This is a genomic window from Azorhizobium oxalatiphilum, from assembly GCF_014635325.1.
Taxonomy (GTDB): domain Bacteria; phylum Pseudomonadota; class Alphaproteobacteria; order Rhizobiales; family Xanthobacteraceae; genus Azorhizobium; species Azorhizobium oxalatiphilum.
In genome coordinates this window covers 12,995-35,584 of record NZ_BMCT01000002.1, presented here as the reverse complement: position 1 = coordinate 35,584, position 22,590 = coordinate 12,995, and the positions used below count along the sequence as shown (strand labels likewise).

16 protein-coding genes are annotated in these 22,590 nt (G+C 69.1%); all 16 read left to right on the top strand.

The features are described 5' to 3' along the window. Window positions 1-286 precede the first annotated feature (286 nt). The 16 genes from IEW24_RS08670 (at window position 287) to IEW24_RS08595 (ending at window position 22,481) form a co-directional block, all read left to right on the top strand. Window positions 287-1,084, top strand: a complete 798-nt coding sequence (locus IEW24_RS08670; protein WP_188577545.1) for an SDR family NAD(P)-dependent oxidoreductase — start codon at window positions 287-289, stop codon at window positions 1,082-1,084. A gap of 193 nt (window positions 1,085-1,277) precedes the next feature. After that, entirely contained in the window at window positions 1,278-2,333 is a 1,056-nt protein-coding gene (locus tag IEW24_RS08665) for an aldo/keto reductase (protein WP_188577543.1), read from the top strand. Window positions 2,334-2,701: 368 nt separating this feature from the next. Beyond that, window positions 2,702-3,853 (top strand): LLM class flavin-dependent oxidoreductase, encoded by a 1,152-nt coding sequence (locus IEW24_RS08660; RefSeq protein WP_188577541.1) that lies wholly within the window; start codon window positions 2,702-2,704, stop codon window positions 3,851-3,853. 109 nt (window positions 3,854-3,962) lie between these two features. Further along, entirely contained in the window at window positions 3,963-5,558 is a 1,596-nt protein-coding gene (locus IEW24_RS08655; RefSeq protein WP_188577539.1) for a rhodanese-like domain-containing protein, read from the top strand. A 212-nt stretch (window positions 5,559-5,770) separates the two neighbouring features. Next, window positions 5,771-6,286, top strand: coding sequence for an RNA polymerase sigma factor (locus IEW24_RS08650; protein ID WP_188577537.1), 516 nt, complete (start codon window positions 5,771-5,773; stop codon window positions 6,284-6,286). 90 nt (window positions 6,287-6,376) lie between these two features. Further along, window positions 6,377-7,345, top strand: a complete 969-nt coding sequence (locus IEW24_RS08645) for a FecR family protein (RefSeq protein WP_188577535.1) — start codon at window positions 6,377-6,379, stop codon at window positions 7,343-7,345. A 138-nt stretch (window positions 7,346-7,483) separates the two neighbouring features. Continuing rightward, the gene (locus IEW24_RS08640; RefSeq protein WP_188577533.1) at window positions 7,484-9,928 is read left to right on the top strand and encodes a TonB-dependent siderophore receptor; all 2,445 of its coding nucleotides are present in this window, start codon (window positions 7,484-7,486) and stop codon (window positions 9,926-9,928) included. Between the two features lie 37 nt (window positions 9,929-9,965). After that, the gene (locus IEW24_RS08635) at window positions 9,966-10,823 is read left to right on the top strand and encodes an ABC transporter substrate-binding protein (RefSeq protein WP_188577531.1); all 858 of its coding nucleotides are present in this window, start codon (window positions 9,966-9,968) and stop codon (window positions 10,821-10,823) included. Window positions 10,824-10,958: 135 nt separating this feature from the next. Then, a complete protein-coding gene (gene fhuB / locus IEW24_RS08630; RefSeq protein ID WP_188577529.1) occupies window positions 10,959-12,980 on the top strand; it encodes a Fe(3+)-hydroxamate ABC transporter permease FhuB in 2,022 nt (673 codons plus the stop codon). After that, window positions 12,977-13,663: a siderophore-iron reductase FhuF gene (gene fhuF, locus IEW24_RS08625; RefSeq protein ID WP_188577527.1), complete on the top strand. Its 687-nt coding sequence runs from the start codon at window positions 12,977-12,979 to the stop codon at window positions 13,661-13,663. Before fhuB (IEW24_RS08630) ends, fhuF begins: the two co-directional genes overlap by 4 nt. A 169-nt stretch (window positions 13,664-13,832) precedes the next feature. After that, the gene (locus tag IEW24_RS08620; protein ID WP_188577525.1) at window positions 13,833-14,339 is read left to right on the top strand and encodes an RNA polymerase sigma factor; all 507 of its coding nucleotides are present in this window, start codon (window positions 13,833-13,835) and stop codon (window positions 14,337-14,339) included. 117 nt (window positions 14,340-14,456) lie between these two features. Next, window positions 14,457-15,410 carry a FecR family protein gene (locus IEW24_RS08615; RefSeq protein ID WP_188577523.1) on the top strand — a complete coding sequence of 318 codons (954 nt, stop codon included), beginning with the start codon at window positions 14,457-14,459 and terminating at the stop codon, window positions 15,408-15,410. Window positions 15,411-15,508: 98 nt separating this feature from the next. Beyond that, a complete protein-coding gene (locus IEW24_RS08610; protein ID WP_188577522.1) occupies window positions 15,509-17,932 on the top strand; it encodes a TonB-dependent receptor in 2,424 nt (807 codons plus the stop codon). Between the two features lie 16 nt (window positions 17,933-17,948). Then, complete coding sequence (locus IEW24_RS08605; protein ID WP_188578762.1) at window positions 17,949-18,851, top strand: ABC transporter substrate-binding protein; 903 nt, start codon at window positions 17,949-17,951, stop codon at window positions 18,849-18,851. After that, window positions 18,844-20,817 (top strand): Fe(3+)-hydroxamate ABC transporter permease FhuB, encoded by a 1,974-nt coding sequence (gene fhuB, locus IEW24_RS08600; protein ID WP_210324164.1) that lies wholly within the window; start codon window positions 18,844-18,846, stop codon window positions 20,815-20,817. The genes IEW24_RS08605 and fhuB (IEW24_RS08600) overlap by 8 nt, the downstream gene beginning before the upstream one ends. Continuing rightward, the gene (locus IEW24_RS08595; RefSeq protein WP_188577518.1) at window positions 20,814-22,481 is read left to right on the top strand and encodes a cyclic peptide export ABC transporter; all 1,668 of its coding nucleotides are present in this window, start codon (window positions 20,814-20,816) and stop codon (window positions 22,479-22,481) included. The genes fhuB (IEW24_RS08600) and IEW24_RS08595 overlap by 4 nt, the downstream gene beginning before the upstream one ends. Window positions 22,482-22,590 lie beyond the last annotated feature (109 nt).

Genomic DNA, 22,590 nt, shown 5'->3' with positions numbered 1-22,590 from the left:
ACATGGGAGACAGCAGGAAGGCCGCGCCGGGCGACCGGAGAGAGCCGGCGTGTGGCCACGCTCGCAAGGAAGGGGCCGGGTGAGCAGCGCACCGGAGTGCCCGGATACGGGCGTTGTCCAAAGACTGCACTGCATATAAAACTAATACAATAGATTTAATTGACAAAATGATCGCCGCAGGCTCCTTTCGCCCTCCCCGGCTGCGGCATCCCTGCTCTCAGCGCCAGCCGGATCAACGGTCCGGCGGTCTCACGCCGCGCCGCGAACAGCGAGGCACGAGGACACCATGGACCTGCAACTCAAGGGCAAACGGGCCGTCATCTCCGGCGGCAGCAAGGGCATCGGGCTCTCCGCCGCGCGGGCACTCGCCGCCGAGGGCGTGGATCTGGTGCTGGCGGCGCGGGATGCGGAGGTGCTGGCCGCTGCCGCGCAGGCGATCACCGCCGAATATGGCGTCAAGGCCATCCCCGTCCCCACCGATGTCCGCGACGATGCGGCGGTCCGCGCCCTCGCGCAGCGGGCAGAGGACGAACTGGGCGGCGCCGACATCCTCGTCAATTCCGCCTCCAACCAGCAGGTGGGCGCGGGGCATCCCGGCCTCGCCGGCACGACGGACGAGAATTTTTACAGCGACATCGACGTGAAGCTGGTGGGCTATCTGCGCACCGCGCGGGCCATCAGCCCGCTGATGATCCGGCAGGGCTGGGGCCGCATCATCAACATCAGCGGCCTCGGCGCGCGCTCCACCCTGTCGATCACCCGCACCATTCGCAATGTGAGCGTGGTGGCCCTGACCAAGAATCTGGCGGACGAACTGGGGCCGCACGGCATCAATGTGACGGGCGTGCATCCGGGCCAGACCCGCACCGAGCCCACCGACCATCAGCTCGCACAGGAAGCCGCGCGCCTCGGCGTGAGCTTCGAAGATGCCGAGCGCCGCCGGGCGGCCAACATCCTCGGGCGGCTGGTCCATGCCGACGAGATCGCCGACGTCATCGCCTTCCTCGCCTCCCCGCGCAGCGTGTCGATCACGGGGGATTTCATCCCGGTCGGCGGCGGCCAGCCGGGCGTGGTCTATTATTGATCACTTGCTGACAGCGGTGCCCGGCCTCGGCAGCCTGCCCGACCCGACGCCCGGCCTGCTACGGCATTCCCCTGCCGAGGCCGTTGTGTAAGCCTCCCCGCCGTCAGTCTTCCCTTTTCCGGCCTTCTGCATCCCGCGACCGCGGCATCGGCCGTCCCCGCTTCATCTGCCCATCCCTCTTCTGGAGTTCTCAATGGTTGCGTATCGCACTCTCGGCCGCACGGACATCAAGGTCTCGTCCATCGCTCTCGGAACCATGACGTGGGGCCAGCAGAACACCGAAGCGGAGGGCCATGCCCAGCTCGACCTCGCGCTGGACCGGGGCATCAATTTCATCGACACCGCCGAGACCTACTCCATCCCGCCCAGGGCGGAGACGCAGGGCTCCACGGAGCGCATCATCGGCAACTGGCTGCAGGCGCGCGGCGGACGCGATAAAATCGTGCTCGCCTCCAAGGTGGCCGGCCGCAGCGACAATCCCTATCTGCGCCCCGGCCAGACCACCACGAAGCTCGACCGCGCCAACATTCTGGCGGCCATCGAGGGCTCCCTGCGGCGCCTGAAGACCGATTATCTCGACCTCTACCAGTTGCACTGGCCGGATCGGCCCGTCCCCCTGTTCGGCCACGACAACACCTCGCGGGCGCGCGGCGCGGGTGACGGCACGGTGGTGCCCATCGAGGACACGCTCGCCGTGCTCGACGATCTGGTGAAGGCCGGCAAGGTGCGCCACGTGGGCCTGTCCAACGAGACCGCATGGGGCGCCCACAAATTCCTGCTGGAAGCCGAGCGCGGCAACGGCCCGCGCATCGTCTCGATCCAGAATGCCTACAGCCTGCTGAACCGCACCTATGAGGCCGGACTGGCGGAATTCGCGCAGCAGGAGCAGGTGGGCCTGCTGGCCTATTCGCCGCTGGGACAGGGCTATCTGACCGGCAAGTATCAGAATGGCGCGCGGCCGGCCGGTGCCCGCACCACCCTGTTCAACCGCGCCCAGCGCTATGAGAAGCCGGGCACGGCGGAAGCGGTGGATGCCTATCTGAAGCTCGCCGCCGACAGCGGGCTGACGCCGGTCCAGCTGGCGCTGGCCTGGGTCACGTCCCGGCCCTTCGTCACCGCCAACATCATCGGCGCCACCAGTCTCGCGCAGTTGGAGGAGAATCTCGCCACCAGCGAGATCACGCTGTCGCCGGAAGTGGTTGAGCAGGTGAACGCCATCTACCAGATCCACGGCAGCCCGGCTCCGTAGGCCGGCTGCGCGGGCAGCTTGCCTGCCTTGAACCCGTGTGCGCCCGGACGTCGCAGTCCGGGCGCACGACACCGGAAAAGGCTCGTCAGATCATTGCCCTAGGCCAGCTGCGCGCTGGCTCCGGCGGCGGGATCGCACAGCGCTCGGCCCAGTGGCCGCGCCTCATAAATAAATTAAATTAATATTTTTTATCGACAAATGAAAATCCCGGTCCTACACGAGAGGGACTGAGGGTGTGGAACCGGCGTCTTCGAGACCTGCCAGACCAAATTCCGCGCGCGGCATCCCGCGAGGCGCACAAGGCAACGCGCCGATGCCGCGGTTCCATCTCACGGCTTAGCTGAATCACCCCGTTTCGAGCAGTCGCCATGACCGTACGGTTCACGCCCTCTCCCGCCGATTTCCCCGACAGCCCGCTGGCGCAGGCGCTCAGGCAGCCGCTGCTGCTCGGCCTGTTCCTGCCGATCCAGAACGGCGGCTGGTCGCCCTCCACCCTGCCGCGCACCACCGACTGGAGCTTCGACTACAACAAGGCGCTGACCCTGAAGGCCGAGGCGCTCGGCTTCGACCTCGCCTTCGGCCTCGCCCAGTGGATCGGCAAGGACGGCTATGGCGGCGCCCTCAAGTATCGCGAGCAGACCATCGACCCGTTCGTGACGGTGGCGGCGCTGTCCTCGCTCACCAGCCGCATCCTGCTCATCTCCACCATCCACGTGCTCTACGGGCCGTGGCACCCGCTGCATCTGGCCAAATTCTCGGCCACGCTGGACCATGTCTCGGGCGGGCGCTTCGGCATCAACATGGTGACAGGCTACGCCCCGCGCGAGCCGCGCATGTTCGGCACCACCCAGATCGAGCACGACGAGCGCTACGCCCGCGCGGACGAGTTCGTCGGCATCGTCGAGCGGCTGTGGTCGTCGAACGAGAACGTCACCATCGACGGCCGGTACTGGAAGCTGGAAGAGGCTTTCGTCTCGCCCCGGCCGAAATATGGCCGGCCCGTCCTCGTCAATGCCACGGGATCTGCCGCCGGCTTCGACTATGCCGCGCGCCATTCCGATCTCGTCTTCATCACCAGCCCGGCGGGCGCGGAGATCGAGGCCGCGCTGGCCGCCCTCCCCGCCCATGTGGCGAACCTGAAGGCCCGTGCGCGGGCGGCGGGCCGCGAAATCCGGGCACTGATCAATCCCATGATCGTCTGCCGGCCGACCGAGAAAGAAGCCAGGGCGTATCACGCCGCCATCATCGCCCATGCCGACACCGAGGCCGTGCAGGGTTTCATGGCCCATCATGCGGCGGGCGACAGTCAGGCGTGGAAGAACCACAAGGGCGAGCACCGCGTGCTCGGCGGCAACATCCAGATCATCGGCTCCCCCGAGCAGGTGGCCGAGAAGATCATCCGCCTCAAGCAGACCGGGATCGACGGCATCCAGGTCGCCTTCTTCGATTTCCAGCCGGATCTCGACTTCTTCGGCGAGGCGGTGCTGCCGCTGCTGAAGCAGGCGGGCCTGCGGCTCTGAGCCGACGTAGCCACCCTCCGTTCCGCTGGCGCTGGCGGATCGCCAGTCGCCATTCCGGTGGCGGACAACACGCGGGGGACACGGCAGCCCTAGACAAGGACATCCACGCATGACCATCGCAGTCTCCGCCACCACGCCCGGCACCCGGCTCATCGACCCGCAATTGCTGCGCGACCTGCTGGCGGGAGACGGCGAGATCGCCGTGCTCGACGTGCGCGAGGAAGGACAGTTCGGCGAGGGCCATCTCTTCCACGCGATCAATGCCCCCTATAGCCGGCTGGAACTGGACGTGCCCGCCCTCGCGCCGCGCCGCTCCGCGCGCGTGGTCCTCCTCGACGACGGCGACGGCGTGGCCGCACGGGCCGCGCACCGCCTCGCGGCGATCGGCTATGGCGATGTCTCGGTGCTGGCGGGCGGCGTGCCGGCCTGGGTGGCGGCCGGATACGAGGTCTACAAGAGCACCAACAGTCGCTTCAAGGCCTTCGCGGAAGTGGTGGAGCATGCCTTTCACACGCCGGCCATCGATGCGCAGGATCTCGCCCGCCTGAAGGCGGAAGGCGCTGATCTCGTCGTGCTGGACAGCCGGACACCGGAGGAATTCGCCCGCTTCCATGTGCCGGGCGCGATCAGTTGCCCGGGCGCCGATCTGGTCCTGAACTTCGACCGTTTCGTCACCTCGCCGGAGCAGCGGGTGGTGATCTCCTGCGCCGGGCGCACGCGCGGCATCATCGGTGCCCAGTCGCTCATCGATGCGGGGGTGCCGAACCGGGTGCAGGTGCTGAAGGGCGGCACGCAGGGCTGGCGCCTTGCCGGGCTGGAGCTGGCTTCCGGCGCCGATGCCCGCGCGCCCGCCGAACCCGCGCCACAGGCGCAGGCCCGCGCGGAGGCCGTGCGCGTGCGCTACGGCGTCCCGCTGGTGGAAACGCCGACGCTGGCCGCATGGCTCGGCGCGGAACGCGACCACCGCACCACCTTCCTGTTTGACCTGCGCGATACCCCGGCCCGTGCGGCCCGGCCCGTGCCGGGGGCCATCGCCGCGCCGGGCGGACAGCTGGTGCAGGCGCTCGACCGCTGGGTGGGCGTGCAGCGCGCCCGCATCGTCCTGTTCGACGACGACGGCGTGCGCGCCCGCCTGACCGCCCACTGGCTGATCCAGATCGGCGAGGACGTGCATGTGCATGACGGCGTGCCCGCACTGCCACAACCGGTGCCCGGCGAAGGGCAGGCGCCGGCACTGGAACAGGTGTCGCCCATCGAGGCCGCCGCCCTGCTGACCGAGGGCGGGCGGGCGCTCTCCCTCGACGCCAGCGCGGCCTTCCGGACGGAACACGCCGCCGGTGCGCTCTGGACCATCCGCCCCCGCCTCTCGGCCTTGCCGCAGGAGGTGACGTCGGCGCCGGTCATCGTCCTGTTCGCGCAGGATCCGGCCGTCGCGGCACTTGCCGCCGTCGATCTGCGGGAGGTGTCGAAGGCGCGCATCGTCTCGGTCGCGGGCGGCGTGTCCGCATGGCGCGAGGCCGGACTGCCGGTGGAGGCCAGCCCCTCCGTTCCGCCGGACACCGCCCGCATCGACTATCTGTTCTGGGCGCACGATCGCCACGACGGCAATCCGCAGGCCATGCACACCTATCTCGGCTGGGAAGAACAGTTGCCGGCGCAGATCGCCGCAGAGATCGCCGGTGGCGGCTTCCGTCTGGTGCGGTGAGGGACCAGCGCTGCGGGGATGGCGACAGGCGCCCGCCCCGCATCTGCGCGGCTTGATTGAAATCGCTCAAAATCATAGCCATTGCGAGCTATGCGACGCTGGGCTAATGGCCGGGTCGGGCTCCGTCGTCGCCGTGAAGCGGCCGCGCGGTTCCCGATGATCTTCACGGTCGCGCCCTGCGTGACTTGAGCGCCGCGATCGGCCGGGCAGCCATGGCCACCTCCCTCGATACGATCTTCCTGGACCAGCGCGCTTCGCTCATCGGGCGCGTGTTCCGGCTGGTCGGCTGCCGGCAGACCGCCGAGGATCTGGTGCAGGAAAGCTATCTGCGCACCGTGCATGCGGTGCGCGAGCGCCCCATAGCCCATGTGCAGGCCTTTCTCTACCAGACGGCGCGTAATCTCGCGCTCGATCATCTGCGGCGTGAGCGCACCCGCCGGAATGTGGAAGTGCGCCCCTCGGAGGCCGGCGAGATCGCGGAGATCGCCGACACCGCCGTCTCCACCGAGCAGCGCGTCATCGACATGGAACGCCTCAAGGCGTTCGAGCGCGCGCTTGCCGGCGCGCCCGTACGGGCGCAGCAGGCGGTCATCCTCAACCGTCTGCATGGCTGGAGCTATCCCCGCATCGCCGCCCATCTCGGGGTCTCGCCCAACACCGTCTACAACGATATCCGCGCCGCCCTCGCCCAATGCTTCGATGCGCTGATGCGTCTCGAAGAGGGCTAGCGCCATGTCTTTGCATCCTGCGTTGTGTGATCGGGGGTGCTGCATCGTCTTATTCTCAGATATGCAGGGCCATCCAGCCGGGACTCTCACGTGAACGATCGGACTACAGGCGAACGCATCTCGGGCGGGGGGGCCGGCACGGCCCATCAGGCCGCGCTGGACTGGTTTACCCTGCTCCAGTCGGGGGACGTGCCGCCCGATGCGCGCGCGCAATTCGAGCGCTGGCGCCGGCAGCCGGAGAATGACGCCGCCTTCCGGCGCATCGCCGCCATGTGGGGCATGCCGGAGTTCGCCACCGCCGTGCGCCGGCGCGAGACGGCCGTGGCGCAGCGCCCCCATCGTGCCGTGCTCGGCTGGGCCTCCGCCGCCGCTGCCGTCCTGCTGCTGGTGGCCGGCGCGCTCTACGGGCCGGGCCTCCTGCTGCACATGCGGGCCGACTACACCACCACCACGGCCGAGCGCCGCGACATCACGCTGCCCGATGGCTCGCGCATGACGCTGGATGCCGCCTCGGCGGTCGCGCTGGATTTCTCCAATGGCCGCCGGACCGTGCGCCTGCTTCAGGGCGAAGCCTTCTTCGACGTGGTGCACGACACCGCCCATCCCTTCCTGGTGGACGGCCGCTATGGCGAGGTGCGGGTGACGGGCACCGCCTTCGCGGTGCGGGCCGGCGCGCGGGCGGACGATGTGGTGCTCGCGCGCGGCGCCGTGGCCGTGCGCCCGCTGGCCGGCGCCCAGCCGGCCGCGCATCTGGTGCCGGGTGACATGGTGTCGGTGGGGGATGGCGGCCTCTCCGCCGTCCAGCAGGTGGACACCGCCCGCCAGCTGGCCTGGATGGACGGCCGCCTCAGCTTCAGCAAGCGGCGGCTCGGCGCGGTGCTTGAGGACGTAGGCCGCTATCATGACGGCACCATCCTCGTCATGGCCGACGGGCTGCTCGATCGGGAAGTAAGCGGCAGCTACCGGCTCGATGATCCCGCACTCATCGTGCGCTCGCTGGCTGAGGCCATGGGCGCGCGCATGGATGTCCTGCCCGGCGGCCTGATCATCCTGCGCTGAAGCCGTCGCGCACCCTTGAACGCCTCCAATCTACGGGAAGGAGGCGGAATTTTTTGTGAGGTGCCCTCCCCCCATACGTCTCAGCCTCATCGGAGCACGAAAGCGCTCCCCCTGTGACATGTGATGGGATTGGTGGCGATGGCTGGGACGGGTGTGCGCGACACGGGCAAGGCTCCGGCACTTTCTGGATGGGCGCGCTGGCTCTGCGCCTCGACCGCGCTCTGCCTCGCCGGCCCGCTCGTGCCTGCGCCCGCTCTGGCGCAGTCGGCGGTCGCGGCGCGTACGCAGGCGCTGAGCCTCTCCATTCCCGCCCAGCCGCTGCCCAATGCCATCGACGCCTTCATCCGCGCCACCGGCTGGCAGGTGGGCTATTCCTCCAACCTCGTGGAGGGCCTGCGCTCGCGCCCCGTGTCCGGCAGCTATGCACCGCTGGATGCGCTCACCGCCATGCTGGCGGGCACCGGCATCCGCGTGAACCTCACAGGTCCGGTGACGGCGACGCTGATCGCCCCCACCGCCGTGCGCAATGGCGAGGGCGCGGGCGGCATCCTGCTCGACACCGTCACCGTGACCGGCACCCAGAACCCCACCGCGCACGTGGACGGCTATCTGGCGACGTCCAGCGCCACCGCCTCCAAGATGGCGGTGCCGATCATCGAGACGCCGCAGTCCATCTCGGTCGTCACCAGCGATCTGATCCGCGACACCAATTCCACCACCATCACCGAGGCGATCCAGTACACGCCCGGCGTCATCGCGCAGGCCCCCGCCTTCAGCCGCATGGTGGACGATCTGACCATCCGAGGCTTCAACGTCGCCAACGGCAATACGGGCATGCTGCGCGACGGCCTGAAGTACCAGTCCAACGTCTATGACGGCGGGCAGGAGCCCTATGGCCTGGAGCGCATCGAGATCCTGCGTGGCCCCTCGTCCATCCTCTACGGCCAGCTCAGCCCCGGCGGCGTGGTGAATGCGGTGTCCAAGCGGCCCACCTTCACGCCGGTCAACGAGGTCAATCTTGAGATCGGCAGCTATGACAAGCGCCAGCTCTCGGCCGATCTGAGCGGGCCGGTCGCCGGCTCGTCCAACATGGCCTATCGCCTCACCGCGCTGGTGCGCGAGGCGGACACCTCGGTCGATTATGTGAATGACGACCGCATCTATGTGGCGCCCGCCTTCACCTGGAAGAACGAGGACACCTCGCTCACCATCCTCGCCAACTACCAGCGCATCGACACCAAGTTCGCGGCGCCGATCCCCTATTCGGCAGTGAAAGATTACGGCCTGCCGCAGAAGCTGTTCATCGGCAACGCCAATTACGACACCTACATCTCCGACACCTACAGCGCCGGCTACATCTTCGACCACGAGTTCGACAACGGCATCAAGCTACACAACACGATGCGCTACTACCAGGCGGACGTGACGTGGGACTACATGCAGTGGGGCGGGCTGCTCGGCAACGGCACGCTGGTGCGCCGCGCCAGCGACCGCGAAGAGACGTCTACCGGCATCGCCGCCGACACCAATCTCGAAATGAAGTTCCAGACCGGCCCGGTGGCCCATACCGTGCTGGCGGGCTTCGATTATTACTACCGCACCTATGACTCGGACCGCTTCCGCAGCGGCCTCGATTACACCTTCAACATCCGCACGCCGAACAACCTGACCGCGCTGCCGACCATCAATTACGGCGCCAACTTCGGTTCCGACAGCACCGGCGAACAGTTCGGCGTCTATCTGCAGGATCAGATCAAGATCTACGACAAGTTCGTCGTCCTGCTGGGCGGGCGCTACGACTGGTCGAACTCGGAGACGCTGGCCTACAGTACCCGCCGCACCACCACGCAGGATGACGCCGCCTTCAGCGGCCGCGCCGGCCTCGTCTATCTGTTCGACAATGGGCTGGCGCCCTATGTCAGCGTCAGCCAGTCCTTCGCGCCGCAGGTGGGCGCGGATGCCATCACCGGCGATGCCTTCAAGCCCACCGAGGGGCTCGGCTACGAGGGCGGTCTGCGCTACGAGCCGCCGGGTTCCAACATCCTGCTCAGCGGCGCGGTCTATGACATCACCCAGAGCAATGTGCTGACGCTGGATGCCAGCGGCAACCAGTATCAGATCGGCGAGGTGCGCTCGCGCGGCTTCGAGTTCGAGGCCCACGCCAAGTACGGCCAGCTCAACCTCGTGGCCTCCTACGCCTATACGGATGCCCGCATCACCGACAGCATCGATCCCACCGAGATCGGCCAGCGCGAGGCGCTCGTGCCCTACAATGCGGTGGGTCTGTGGGCGGATTACGGGCTGGACGACTGGGGCCTGCGCGGCATGCGCGTCGGTGCCGGCGTGCGGTATCTGTCCGACATGAACATGCCGGACGTGGGCCAGACCGTGCCGGGCTACACGCTGGTGGACGCCATGATCCGCTATGATCTGGAATCCTTCAATCCGAACCTCAAGGGCGCCATTCTGGCGGTCAACGCCAAGAATTTGTTCGGCGAGGAATATCTGGTGTGCGTGGCCTCCGACGGCTGCCGCTACGGCTCGCCGCGCACCGTCTCCGCGACGCTCACCTATCGCTGGTGAGCGCATGAGGCCGAGCCGCAGGGCTGTTCTGGGGGGGATGCTCGCATCCCCCCTTCTTGCTGTCCGGGGCACCGCCGCGCCGGCCCTGCACGTGGTGGCGCTCGACCTGCTCGTTGCCGAGCAGCTGCTTACCCTCGGCGCACCGCCCTTCGCCTGCGCCAACATCCCCCTCTACGAGCGCCTCGTCGCCTCCCCGCCCCTGCCTGCCGCCACCGTGGACGTGGGCACCTTGCAGGAGCCAAATCGCGAGCTGCTGCAATCGCTGAAGCCCGATCTCATCATCGGCATGGCGTGGCAGGGGTTCCGGCAGGAGGAGCTGACTCGCATCGCCGAGGTGCTGTGGATGCCGCCGCCAAAAGCCGGCGTGACGCCCATCGCCTACATTGAGCAGATGCTGATCTCGCTGGCCGAACGCACCGGGCGTCAGGAGGCGGCCATCGCGGCCAACAACCAGCTGGACGCGGCCTTGGCCGCCACGCGGGACGCCGTGGGGACAAAAATCCGGCGGCCGGTCTTCTTCCTGCGCTTCATGGAGAACGGCCGGCACGCGGCGGTGTGCGGCAGCCGCTCCATGATCGGCGATGCCGCCGTGCGCATGGGCCTTTCCAATGCCTGGACCGGACGCGGAAACGCCAGCGGGGTCGCGGCCATCGGCATTGAGGAACTGGCGGCGGCGCCGGAAGCCCTCATCGTCCATTTCGATCGCGGTGTCGAGACGGCACGCGCCATGGCCCGGCTCTCCCGCAGCCCGTTCTGGAACGCCTTGCCCGCCGTCGCTGCGGGGCGGGTGGTGTCCATGCCTGTGATCCACCCCAATGGCGGCGTGCATTCCGCTGTGCGCTTCGCCCGCCAGACTGAAACGCTGCTCACCGCGCGGACGGATCTTCATGGCTGAGCGTCTGTTTGAGACCGAGTGGCGCGTCCCTGCCCCCTCCCCAACGCTCCCTCGCAAGGGACAGTTGGGAGAGGGCAGGCAAGGCTGGGCACGAGAACAGCCACGGCCCGAAATCACGCCCCGCTCGAGCCGGTCATGACGTCGCAGACAGGTTCCCACCCGGCCCGTCCCCTCCCCGGCCGCGCCACCAGCCGTGCCACCAGCCTTGCCGGCCTCATCGGTTTCGCGCTGCTGCTGGTGGCGGCGGCGCTGCTGGCACGGGCGGCGGCGCATCTGGTGCCGCCCGCTTATTGGCTGGACGCCCTGCGCGATCCCGCCCCTGGCCAGATGGCGACGCTGCTGCTGCGCGATGCACTGCTGCCGCGCTTCGTGGTGAGCCTCGCGGCAGGGGCCGCGCTCGGCCTGTCGGGAACCCTGTTCCAGCAGGTGCTGCGCAATCCGCTGGCGGAGCCCGGCACGCTCGCCGTCTTCTCCGGCGCAAAGCTGGCGGTGATGGCCGCCACGCTCTTCGCGCCGGTGCTGCTCACCTTCGGTCCGGAGGGCGCGGCGCTGCTGGGCGGGCTCTCAAGCTTCGGCGCCGTGGCGCTGCTCGGTGCGCGCCGGGGTTTCGCGCCGCTGGTGCTGATCCTCGGCGGGCTGGTCGTCACCTTCGTCTGTGACGGGCTCGCGCAGGCACTGCTGCTGTTTCACCACGAGGCGCTCACCGATGTGCTGGTGTGGCAGTCCGGCAGTCTCAGCCAGAACAGCTGGGAGCCGGCGCTGGCGCTCTCGGGCGTGCTGGCGCTGGGCGCCCTCGCCACCATCCCCCTCATCCGCGCCCTCACCGCGCTGGAGCTGGACGAAAACGGCGCCCAAAGCCTCGGCGTGGCGGTGGCCCCCCTGCGCCTTGCCGCCCTGATGCTCGCGGTCGGGCTGGCGGTGGCGGTGATCTGCGCGGTGGGGGCCATCGGCTTCATCGGGCTCGCCGGCCCCGCGCTTGCCCGTGCGGCGGGCGCGGTGACGCTGCGCCAGCGGCTCTGGCAGGCCCCGCTGATGGCTGCGGCGCTGCTGGCCCTCACCGATCAACTGGTGCAGATGCTGCTGGGCGGCGCCATGCCCACCGGCGCCGTCACCGCCGTGCTCGGCGCGCCCTTGCTGCTCTTTCTGCTGCGCCGGGTGCGGGCGGGCCATGTGGCGGCCCCCATCCTCGCCGCCGCGCCGCCCGCACGCGGCACAGGCGCGTGGCCTTTGCTGCTGCTGGCGGGAGGACTTGCCGCCCTCACCCTCGTGGCGCTCGGCCTTGGGCGCGCGCCCGGCGGCTGGGCTCTGGTGACGGGCGAGGACTTCACCGCCATGTTCCACTGGCGCGGCCCCCGTGTTGCCGGTGCCGCGGCGGCGGGGGCGCTGTTCGCCATTGCCGGGCAGATCCTCCAGCGTGCCACGGGCAATCCGCTGGCCAGCCCCGAACTTCTGGGCGTGTCCGCCGGGGCCGGCCTCGGCCTGCTGGCAGTGCTGTTCCTGGCGCCGGCCGTCACGCCCGGCCTGATGCTCGGCGCCACCAGCCTCGGGGCCGGGGCGGTGCTGGCCATCATGGTCGCGCTGGCGCGGCGCGCCAGCCTCGCGGGCGAGAGCCTGCTGCTGGCGGGTGTGGCGCTCACTGCCCTGCTGTCCGCCATCGGCGCCGTGGTGCTGTTCACCGGCGATCCGCGCACCATCATCCTGCTGGAATGGCTGTCGGGCTCCACCTATGGCGTCACCCTCTCGCAGGCGGCGCAGGCGGGGGGCGTGCTTCTGGCGGTCCTGCTGGCCCTGCCGCTGCTGCGCCGCTGGCTGGAGATCGTGCCGCTGGGCCGCCCGCTCGGCCGTGCGCTGGGCCTTGGCGGAAGCGTGAGCCCTCTGCTGCTGGCAGTGGCGGCGGTGGCCACCGCCGCCGGCACGCTGATGGTGGGGCCGCTCTCCTTCGCCGGCCTCATGGCCCCCCACATGGCGCGGCTGATGGGCCTCAACCGGCCGCTGCCACAGGCGATCGCCGCCGCGCTCATCGGCGCGCTGCTGATGGTGCTGGCGGACTTTCTGGGCCGCACCCTCGCCTTTCCGTGGCAGATGCCGGCCGGACTCGTGGCGAGCCTCATCGGCGGCGGCTACGTGCTCTGGCTGCTGTGGCGGCGGCCGGCATGATCCCCGCACTCGCCCCGCTCTTTACCGGCCCGCTGGCGCCCTATGCGGATGCGCTCGGCCTCGCGCCGCAGGATGCCGGCTCGGAGCCGGCGACAGCCCTGCTGGACCCGGAGATGCTGAACCGGCGCCTCGACCAGTTCGCCCGGAGGTTCACGCAGCCGGAGCGGCGCGCGGTGGCCTCGCTCTGGGCCAAGCATCATTTCTCCAACGTACTCACCCCGGTGATCGCCGCCAATCTGATGCTGGGACGGGATCTGCCCGTGGCGCTTGCCGAGACCCGCCTGATCGCGGACGCAGGCGGCGCCACCCGCACCCTCATCCTGCCCCATGCCGGCACGCCCGTGTCCACCGGCGCCGAGCGCTTCCGGCCGCTCATGGAAGGGCATCTGCGTCCGCTCATCACGGCGGTGGCGAAGACCAGCGGCGTGGGGCCGAAGGTGCTGTGGAGCAATTTCGGCAACCTGTTCGAGAACATCGTCCACACCGCAACGCAGATGAAGCTGCCGGCGGCGCAGGACGGCCTTGCGCTCATGGCCGCCCGGCGGCTCCCGGACGGCACGGCGAATCCGCTGTTCGAGCCCATCCGGCGGACAGCGGAAGGGCGCACCCGCCGGGTCTGCTGCGTGCGCTATCTGATGGCGGAACTGGATTATTGCACCACCTGCCCGCTGGAGCGCCCCTGACCGCGCAAGCCAAGAAACGCATAGACAAACGCCCCCTCGCGCGATGAAGTCTGGAATAGATACAGACTATTGAATTTGCACGCCTAAAACTCTTTCTGTATGGCTGGCTTTGGATCTTGCGGTGGGCGTCCCCTATGCCCGGCATGGCCTTCCAACCGGGCGGACATTCATGACTGGCGCCATCCAGAGCCTGCAGTATGCCGAAGAGGAGGGACGCCTGCGGCGTTTCTTCCAGCGCCGGCTGCGCAATCGCGAGGATGCGGCCGATGCCACGCAGGAGACTTTCCTGCGCATGCTCAGCCTGCCCGCCACCACCATCATCGAGAATCCGCAGGCCTATCTGTTTCAGGTGGCACGCTCCGTCGCCTCCGGCGTGGTGGCACGCCGGGTCGCCGATGCGGGCCTGTTCGCGCCCGGGACGGACGGCGTCGATCTCGCCGACGACGCCCCCGGACAGGAGCGCATCGTCGCCGCCCGGCAGGGCCTGCTGCTGATGGCCCGCGCCATCCGCGAACTGCCCAACCGCTGCCAGACGGTGTTCATCCTGAGCCGCCTGCACGGCCTGCCCAATGGCGAGATCGCCACCCGTCTCGGCATTTCGCGGAATATGGTAGAGAAGCACATCATCCGGGCGCTTCTCGCCTGCCGAAAGGTCCGGGCCGAACTCTCCCTCTAGAGCGGCTCAGTGTTTCATGGAAACACTGAGCCGCTCTAACTCTTTGACAGAGAATGTCTTTCGGCTTGGATTGCGGAGCAATCAAAGCCGGACATGCTCTAGAGCAGGTTGCGCAGGATGGCAGGAGCCGCACGCAGCACGCCCGACATGGACCGCCTCGCGGAAGAGGCGGCGGGCTGGGTCGCGCGCCTGCAATCCAGCGACGCCACCGCGCACGATCAGCGCGCGTTCGAGGACTGGGTCAGCCGCAGCCCCGCCCACCGCCCGGCCTTCGAGGAAATGAAGGGGCTGTGGGCCGATCTCAGGGACGTGCCGCTGGAGGGCAAGGCAGCCAAGGCGGGTCTCACCCGCCGCGGCGTCATCGGCAACATCGTCGCCCTCGGGCTCATCGCCGGGCTCGGCACCACCGCCTATCGCATGGGGCTGCTGGAGCGCCTGCGCGCGGATCATTATACGGCCGTGGGCGAGGTGCGGCGCGTGACGCTGGCGGACGGCAGCATTGTGGACCTCAACACCGACAGCGCCATCACCGTGCATTACACGGCGGCCCGAAGGCGGGTGGAGCTGCTGCGCGGCGAAGCCTTCTTCAGCGTAGCGAAAAATCCGGATCGCCCGTTCGTGGTGGCGGATTCCGCCCTGAGCGCCACGGCGCTGGGCACACGCTTCAGCGTGCGGCTCACCGGCGCGGACGGGCCCGGCGGCGTCGGCGTCGAGGAGGGACGCGTGGAAGTGGCCAACGCGCAGGAGCGCGTGATCCTCGGCCCCGGCGAGATGGCCCGGCTCGCGGGCGGCGGCCGCCTTGCCGTCAGCCGCGCCGATGTGTCGAGCGACACGGCCTGGCGCGACGGCAAGCTGGTGTTCTCCGGCCAGAAGCTGCGCGACGTGCTGGCCACCCTGCGCCGTTATCGCCACGGCCAGATCCTCATTCTGGACGATGCGGCGGCGAACCAGACCGTCTCCGGCATCTTCGACCTTGCCGACACCGACGAGGCCCTCTCCGTGCTGGAGCAGAGCCTGCCCGTACGCATCACGCACCTCACCGGCATGGTGGTGCTGGTGAGCTCCCGCTGAAAAAATTCGCGCGGACGACGTCAGGAGGCGCCCCCGCTTTCCGCTCTTCATCATCAGGAGGCGCGTGGGGCGCCCGGATGACGAAGTGGGAGATGGGGATGGTGGCACGCAAACGGGAACGCTCCACGGTGGCTGGTGCCGCACTGGCGGGACTTTCGCTGTTGTCCGCTCCTGTGCTCGCACAGGCGCAGACCACGCCTGCCGCCGTCCCGGCCAGCCTCTCCCTCTCCATTCCCGCCGGGCCGCTGGAAAGCGGCATCCTCAATCTTGGCCGGCAGGCCAATCTGCGCATGCTCTATCCGAGCAGCCTCACCACCGGGAAGCAGACCCGTGGCCTCAGCGGCCAGATGACCAGCCAGCAGGCCGTGGGCCGGCTGCTGGAGGGCACCGGCCTCAGCTACAGCTTCAGCGCCGCCAATGTGGTGCGCATCTTCGACCCCGCCACCACGGGCCCGGATGGCCGCGTCACCGGCGGCGAAGGCATCCAGCTCGACACGGTGCAGGTGGATGGCAGCCTTCCGGCCCCCTATGCGGGCGGACAGGTGGCCACCGGCGACCGCCTCGGCATTCTGGGCAATCGCGACTTCATGGACGCGCCCTTCAACGTCATCACCTACACGTCCAAGACCATCGCCGACCAGCAGGCGCGGACGGTGGCGGACGTCACCAAGAACGATCCCTCCGTGCGCACCACATGGGCGGATGGCAGCTATTCCAACCAGTTCGTCATCCGTGGCTTCCCGGTGGCCAATACGGACATCGCCATCAATGGCCTCTACGGCCTCGTGCCCTACCAGATGGCGGGCACCGCATGGGTGGACCGGGTGGAGATACTGAAAGGGCCGAGCGCCTTCGTCATGGGCATGCCGCCCGGCGGCAGCATCGGCGGCACGGTCAATCTGACCACCAAGCACGCCCCCATGGACGACATCACCCGGCTGACGCTGGGCTACATCTCGGACAGCCAGTTCGGCGGCAAGATCGACGTGTCGCGGCGCTATGGCGACGACCGGCAGTTCGGCGTGCGGGTGAACGGCAGCTATTCGAACGGCGACACGCCCGTCTCCAGCCAGAGCAACGAACTGGGCGAGGCGGCCATCGCCCTCGACGCCCATAATGACCGCGCGCGTTTTTCCGCCGACATCATCTACCAGAAGAATTCTTCCGATAATCCGGCCCGCCCCGTCTATCTGCGGGCCGGCGCCCTGCCCGTCCCGGCCGCGCCGCCGGCCTCGGCCAACCTGGGGCAGGACTATTATTATGCGGACGGGAAGGACTTTCTCGGCATCGTCCGCGCGGAGGTGGATGTCACCGACAACATCACCGTCTACGGCACGCTGGGCGGGCGCAAGAACGACTTCCTCGGCTTCTACAATTTCATCTATCTGACCAATCCCACCGGCGCCTTCGACGCCAATGTCTATTTCCAGCCCTCCTACAATTCGACCATCACCGGCGAGACCGGCGTGCGCGCCAATTTCCAGACCGGCGCGCTGCGGCATGAGCTGGTGGTCAGCTATTCCGGCTTCCAGAGCGAGCTGGGCGTGATCGCCCCCGTGGTGCAAACCTACAAGGGCAATATCTACGCCCCGAGCGTGGTGGCCCCGCCCAGCCTTGTCGGCCGCGCCACCTCCGCGCCGAAGACCAGCACCGCCACCTTGTCCAGCGTCGCCATCGCCGACAGCCTCTATGCCTTCGACGACCGCCTGCAACTGATCCTCGGCGCCCGCTACCAGAGCGTGGACCAGCAGGCCTGGAACGCCACCACCGGCGCGGCGGGCGCCCATTATGACGATGAGGCCCTCACACCGGCGGTAGGCATCGTGGTGAAGCCGTGGGAGCGGGTCTCGCTCTATGCCAACTATGTGGAGGGCCTGAGCCAGGGGCCCACGGCCCCCGCCGGCTCCTCCAACGTGGGGCAGATCTTCGCACCCATCCAGTCCAGGCAGGTCGAGGCGGGCGTGAAGGTGGATTTCGGCAAGGTGGCGGCGACGCTCAGCGCCTTCCAGATTTCGCAGCCCAACGGCATCCTCAACGCCGCCACCAACTATTATGACGTGGACGGCGAGGTGCGGAACCGGGGCATCGAGCTGAACGTGTTCGGCGCCCTCACCGACGAACTGCGCATCCTCGGCGGCGTCACCTTCATGGACGGCGTGCAGACCAAGACCGCCGGGGGCACCTATAACGGCAAGGCCGCCGTGGGCATTCCTGACATCCAGCTCAACATCGGCGCGGAATGGGATCTGCCCTTCGTGAAGGGCCTCACCCTCACCGGCCGCTATATCTACACATCCTCGCAATATGCCAGCGTGGACAATCTCCAGAGCATTCCGGACTGGAACCGCACCGATGTCGGCGCCCGCTATGTCTTCGACCGCGCGGACGGCAAGCCGGTCACGATCCGGGCCAATGTGGAGAATGTGTTCAACGAGAGCTACTGGGCGGCGGCCTCCTCCAGCTTCGGCCTCGCCCGTGGCGCCCCGCGCACCTATCTGATCTCGACCACGTTCGATTTCTGATCCCGGGGGCGTGGAGATGCGGGGCGGCGGGCATGGCCTCAGCCGCAGGAGTTGCCTCACGGCGCTCCTGTCGGCCGCCCTGTGTCCGCTGCCCGCATCAGCGCAGGCCGCGCCCCGCATCGCGGCGGCGGACTGGGCGGGGGCAGAGAGCCTGCTGGCGCTCGGCATCGCCCCGCTCGCCGTCTCCGACACCGGCACCTATCGGGACTGGCTGCCGGAGATCCCCTTGCCCGATGGCGTGCCGGACCTCGGTTCCCGCGCCGAGCCAAATATGGAGCAGCTGGCAGCGCTGCGGCCCGAGCTGATCCTCATCTCCAACTGGCAGGCCAACCTGAAAGGGCTGCTCGGCGCCCTCGGCCCCACCGAGACCATCTCCATCATCGTGCCGCGCACCGATCCGCTGGAGAATGCGCGCACCGCCCTCACCCGGCTCGGCGCGCGCCTCGGCCGCGAACGGGAGGCAGCCGCCTATCTTGCCGCCTTCGATGCCGCGCTGGACGGGTTTGCGCGCACCATGGCCCGGCAAGCGGAGCCGCATCCGGTCTATGTGGGCGTGCTGCATGAGAATGGGACGCAGGTCTTCCTCTACGGGCCCGGCAGCTGGGTGCAGACGGTGATGGACCGCCTCGGCCTGCGCAATGCGCTCGACCGCCCCACCTCCGCTTTCGGCAATGCGCTGGTGGACCTTGCCCAGTTCGCCGCCACGCCCGAGGCCACCCTGCTCTATCTGGATCAGGGCGCGCGCACCCGCCGTGCCGAGCGCCTGCTCAGCCGTAGCACGCTCTGGCAGGCCCTGCCCATGGTGCAGGCGGGACGGGTGCGCGCCATTCCTCCCTTCTATGCCCTCGGCGGCGTGCCCTCCGTCTGGCGCTGCGTCCGGCTGTTGAGCGATGCGCTCATGCCGCCCGACCGTGGCTAGCCTGCCCGCGCGCACCCGGCGCCCCGTGCTGCCCATCCTGCCGGCCCTCGCGGGCGCGCTGGGGCTCGCGGCGCTGGGGCTCTGCGCCGCCCGCCTCGCCGTCCTCCTGCCCGTCGGTCTCTGGAGCGCAGCACTCACCGGCGAAAACCGCAGCGTGGTCGCCCTCGTCTTTGCCGACATGGCCGTGCCGCGCCTCATCGTCTGCTGGCTGGTGGGGGCGAGCCTCGGCGTGGCGGCGGTGCTGTTCCAGCAGGTTCTGCGCACGTCGCTGGCCGATGGCGCGACGCTGGGCGTTTCCTCGGGGGCCGCACTGGCGCTTGCCGCCGCCGGCGTCTTCGCGCCCTCGCTGCTCGACCACGGGCAGGAAGCGGTGGCGCTCACCGGTGCGGGCGGCGCGGTGCTGCTGGTGCTGGCGCTGGCCCGGCGGGCGGGCTTCTCGTCCGTCTCGCTGCTGCTCACCGGGCTCACCGTGAGCCTGCTGTGCGGCGCGGCGGGCGCGGCGCTGGCCGTGCTCAATCACGAGACGCTCACCGGCCTGTTCGTCTGGCAGAGCGGCGCTCTGGTGCAGAACGGCTGGGCCAATGTGCGCACGCTGCTGCCTCGCCTCGCCCTCGGGGCCGGGCTCGCCGTGCTGCTGGTGCGGCCGCTGGAGGCACTGGCGCTGGGGGATGGTGCGGCACGCGCACTGGGTGTGCCCGTCCAATGGCTGCGTGGCGCAGTGGTGGCGCTCGCGGTGGCGCTGGCCGCATCCTGCGTGAGCGCAGTGGGGGTAATCGGTTTCATTGGTCTTGCCGCCGCCAATCTGGCTCGCCTGACGGGTGCACGCACGCTCAGGCAGGCGCTCGGCTGGAGCAGCCTGCTCGGCGCCCTGCTGCTGTGGCTTACCGACGAGATCGTCCAGCAGCCTTTCGTGTTTCGCGGCAACCTGCCCACCGGCAGCGCCACGGCGCTGCTCGGCGCTCCGCTCCTGCTGCTGCTCGTCCTGCGCCAGCGCGCCGCCGATCTCCAGCCCGGCACACCGCCCGGCACGCACCGCACCGCGCATGCCGGCGCCCTGCTGCTGGCGCTCGGCGCGGGGCTGGCCTGTCTGGTGGCGGTGGCGCTGGTATGGGGCAGAGCGGCGGACGGCTGGCAAATGGCAGACCCGGAAATCCTCCTCCTGCGCCTGCCCCGCGTCCTCGCCGCGCTCGGCGCGGGGGGCATGCTGGCAGTGGCCGGCGTGCTCATGCAGCGCATGACCGGCCATCCCATGGCGAGCCCCGAAGTTCTGGGCGTGTCGTCGGGGGCCGCGCTGGGCGTGGTGCTGCTGTTCTTCGCCGCACCGTCCTTCCCCGCTCAGGCCATGACTGGCGCCGCACTCGCGGGGGCCGCCGCCACGCTGGCCGTCATCCTGCTCCTGAGCCGCCATGCCGCGTCCCGCATCCTGCTCGGTGGCATGGCGCTCGCCACGCTGTTCAGCGCCTGCGCCTCCGTGCTGCTGGCCTCGGGCGATCCCCGCACGGCGGTCCTGCTCGCCTGGATGTCGGGATCGACCTACCGCGTGACGCTTGCCGATGCGGCGATCTGCCTCGCGGCGGCGGTTCTGGTCATCAGTGGCTCATTGCTCGCATTGCGCTGGCTCGGCCTGCTGTCGCTGGGCGAGGCCGGCGCGCGCGGTCTCGGCCTCGCCACGGGGCGGGCGCGCGTGGTGCTCCTGCTCCTGACGGCGCTCGCCACCGCCGTCGCAACCCTCACCATCGGCCCCCTGAGCTTCGTCGGCCTGATGGCCCCCCATCTGGTGCGCAGCCTCGGCATCACCCGGCCGCTTCAGCAGGTGGCCGGGAGTGCTCTGGCGGGGGCCGGGCTCATGGTGGCGGCGGACTTCATCGGCCGGACCCTGCTTTTTCCATGGCAGTTGCCCGCCGGCATGGTATCGGCACTGATCGGCGGCCCCCTCTTCCTCTGGCTGCTCGGGAGACGTCGATGACGGCTGCATCTACCGTATCGCTGACGTCGGCGGCCACGCGGCTTCTGCGCCCCTACTGGCCCATCGCCTTGCTGGCGACCGCCATGGGGATCGCCAGCGGCATCGGCACGACGTTCCTGCTCGCCACCATCAACCGCCTGCTGCATGCGGAAGGCGGCGTGCCCACCGCCGCCCTGCTCACCTTCGGCGGGCTCTGCCTGCTGGTGGTGGGCGGGGAGATCGTGTCGGATCTCGGCAACAGCTTCGTCGGCCAGCATGTGGTGGCGGCCATGCGGCGGGATGTCTCCGAGCGCATCCTCGCCGCGCCCATCGATCAGCTGGAGCGCTATCGCCTGCATCGCCTGATCACCACCCTGACCACCGATGTGGATACGGTGAGCGGCTTCACCTTCGCCTTCTCCAGCCTCGCCATCGCGCTGGCGGTGAGCTGTGGCGCGCTGGCGTATCTGGTCTGGCTCTCCCCGGGCATGGCGCTGGTGAGCATCATCGCGATAGCCATCGGCAGCATCATGCACGGCATGGCCCGCGCCGCCGGCCGGCGGCGGTTCGAGGCCGCGCGCACCCTGCAGGACGAACTCCAGCAGCACTATCGCGCGCTCACCGAGGGCGCGAAGGAATTGCGCATCAGCCGCATGCGCCGGCTGTTCCTGCTGGACCGGCAGCTCGGGCCCACCATCACCGGCATTCGCGACCTGCGGGTCGCCGCCATGCGCGTCTTCATGTCGGCCAATGCCTTCAGCTCCATCCTGTTCTTCGCCCTCATCGGCCTGCTGCTGGCGTTGCGCGGCGTGTTCGCGGTCAGCAACGAGGCCCTGTCCGGCTTCGTGCTGGTGCTGCTCTATGTGAAGGGCCCGTTGCAGCAGCTCGTCTCGGCCCTGCCGATGATCGGACAGGCGCAGGTCTCCTTCCTGCGCATCGCCGAACTCTCTGCCGAGCTGTCCAGCTCCGACACCGGCCTGCTCGACCGCACGCGGCGGGCACCGGAGCGCTTCTCCACCATCGAACTGCGCGACGTGCGTTATGCCTTCCAGCCGGGAGACGGCGCACGGGCCTTCGCCCTCGGCCCCCTGAGCCTGACGGTGCATGCGGGCGAGACGCTGTTCATCGTGGGCGAGAATGGCTCCGGCAAGACCACGCTCATCAAGCTCCTGCTCGGCCTCTACGTGCCGCAGGCCGGCACCGTCCTGCGCGACGGCCGCCCGGTGACGGCGGAGACCCGCGACGACTACCGGCAGCTCTTCTCCACCGTGTTCACCGACTATTATCTCTTCGCCGACCTTGCCGGGCGGGATGTGGCGCCGACGGCGGCGGACCGCCTGCTCCGGGAGCTGGAGATGGAGGGCAAGGTGGCGATCCGCGACGGCCGCTTCACCACCACCGATCTGTCCACGGGCCAGCGCAAGCGCCTTGCCCTCGTCCATGCCGGTCTGGAAGACCGCCCCATCGTCATGTTCGACGAATGGGCCGCCGATCAGGACCCGTCCTTCCGGGCGACCTTCTACGGCAGGATCCTGCCGGACCTGAAGCGGCAGGGCAAAACCTGCATCGTCATCAGCCACGATGACCGTTATTTCGAGTCCGCGGACCGGATCATACGCCTCGCGGACGGCCGTCTGGCCCATGGCGCACCGCTCCCGCAGCCACCATCCGTCGCCCATTCATGAATGGAGAGTATCGCCGCATGCGGATTGTGCCAGCTAATCGGTGCGGAGCCGGAGGCGTATGAACACCCTTGCCTAAAATTGTGCCGCATCCGGCGGCCTGGAGTGCTCC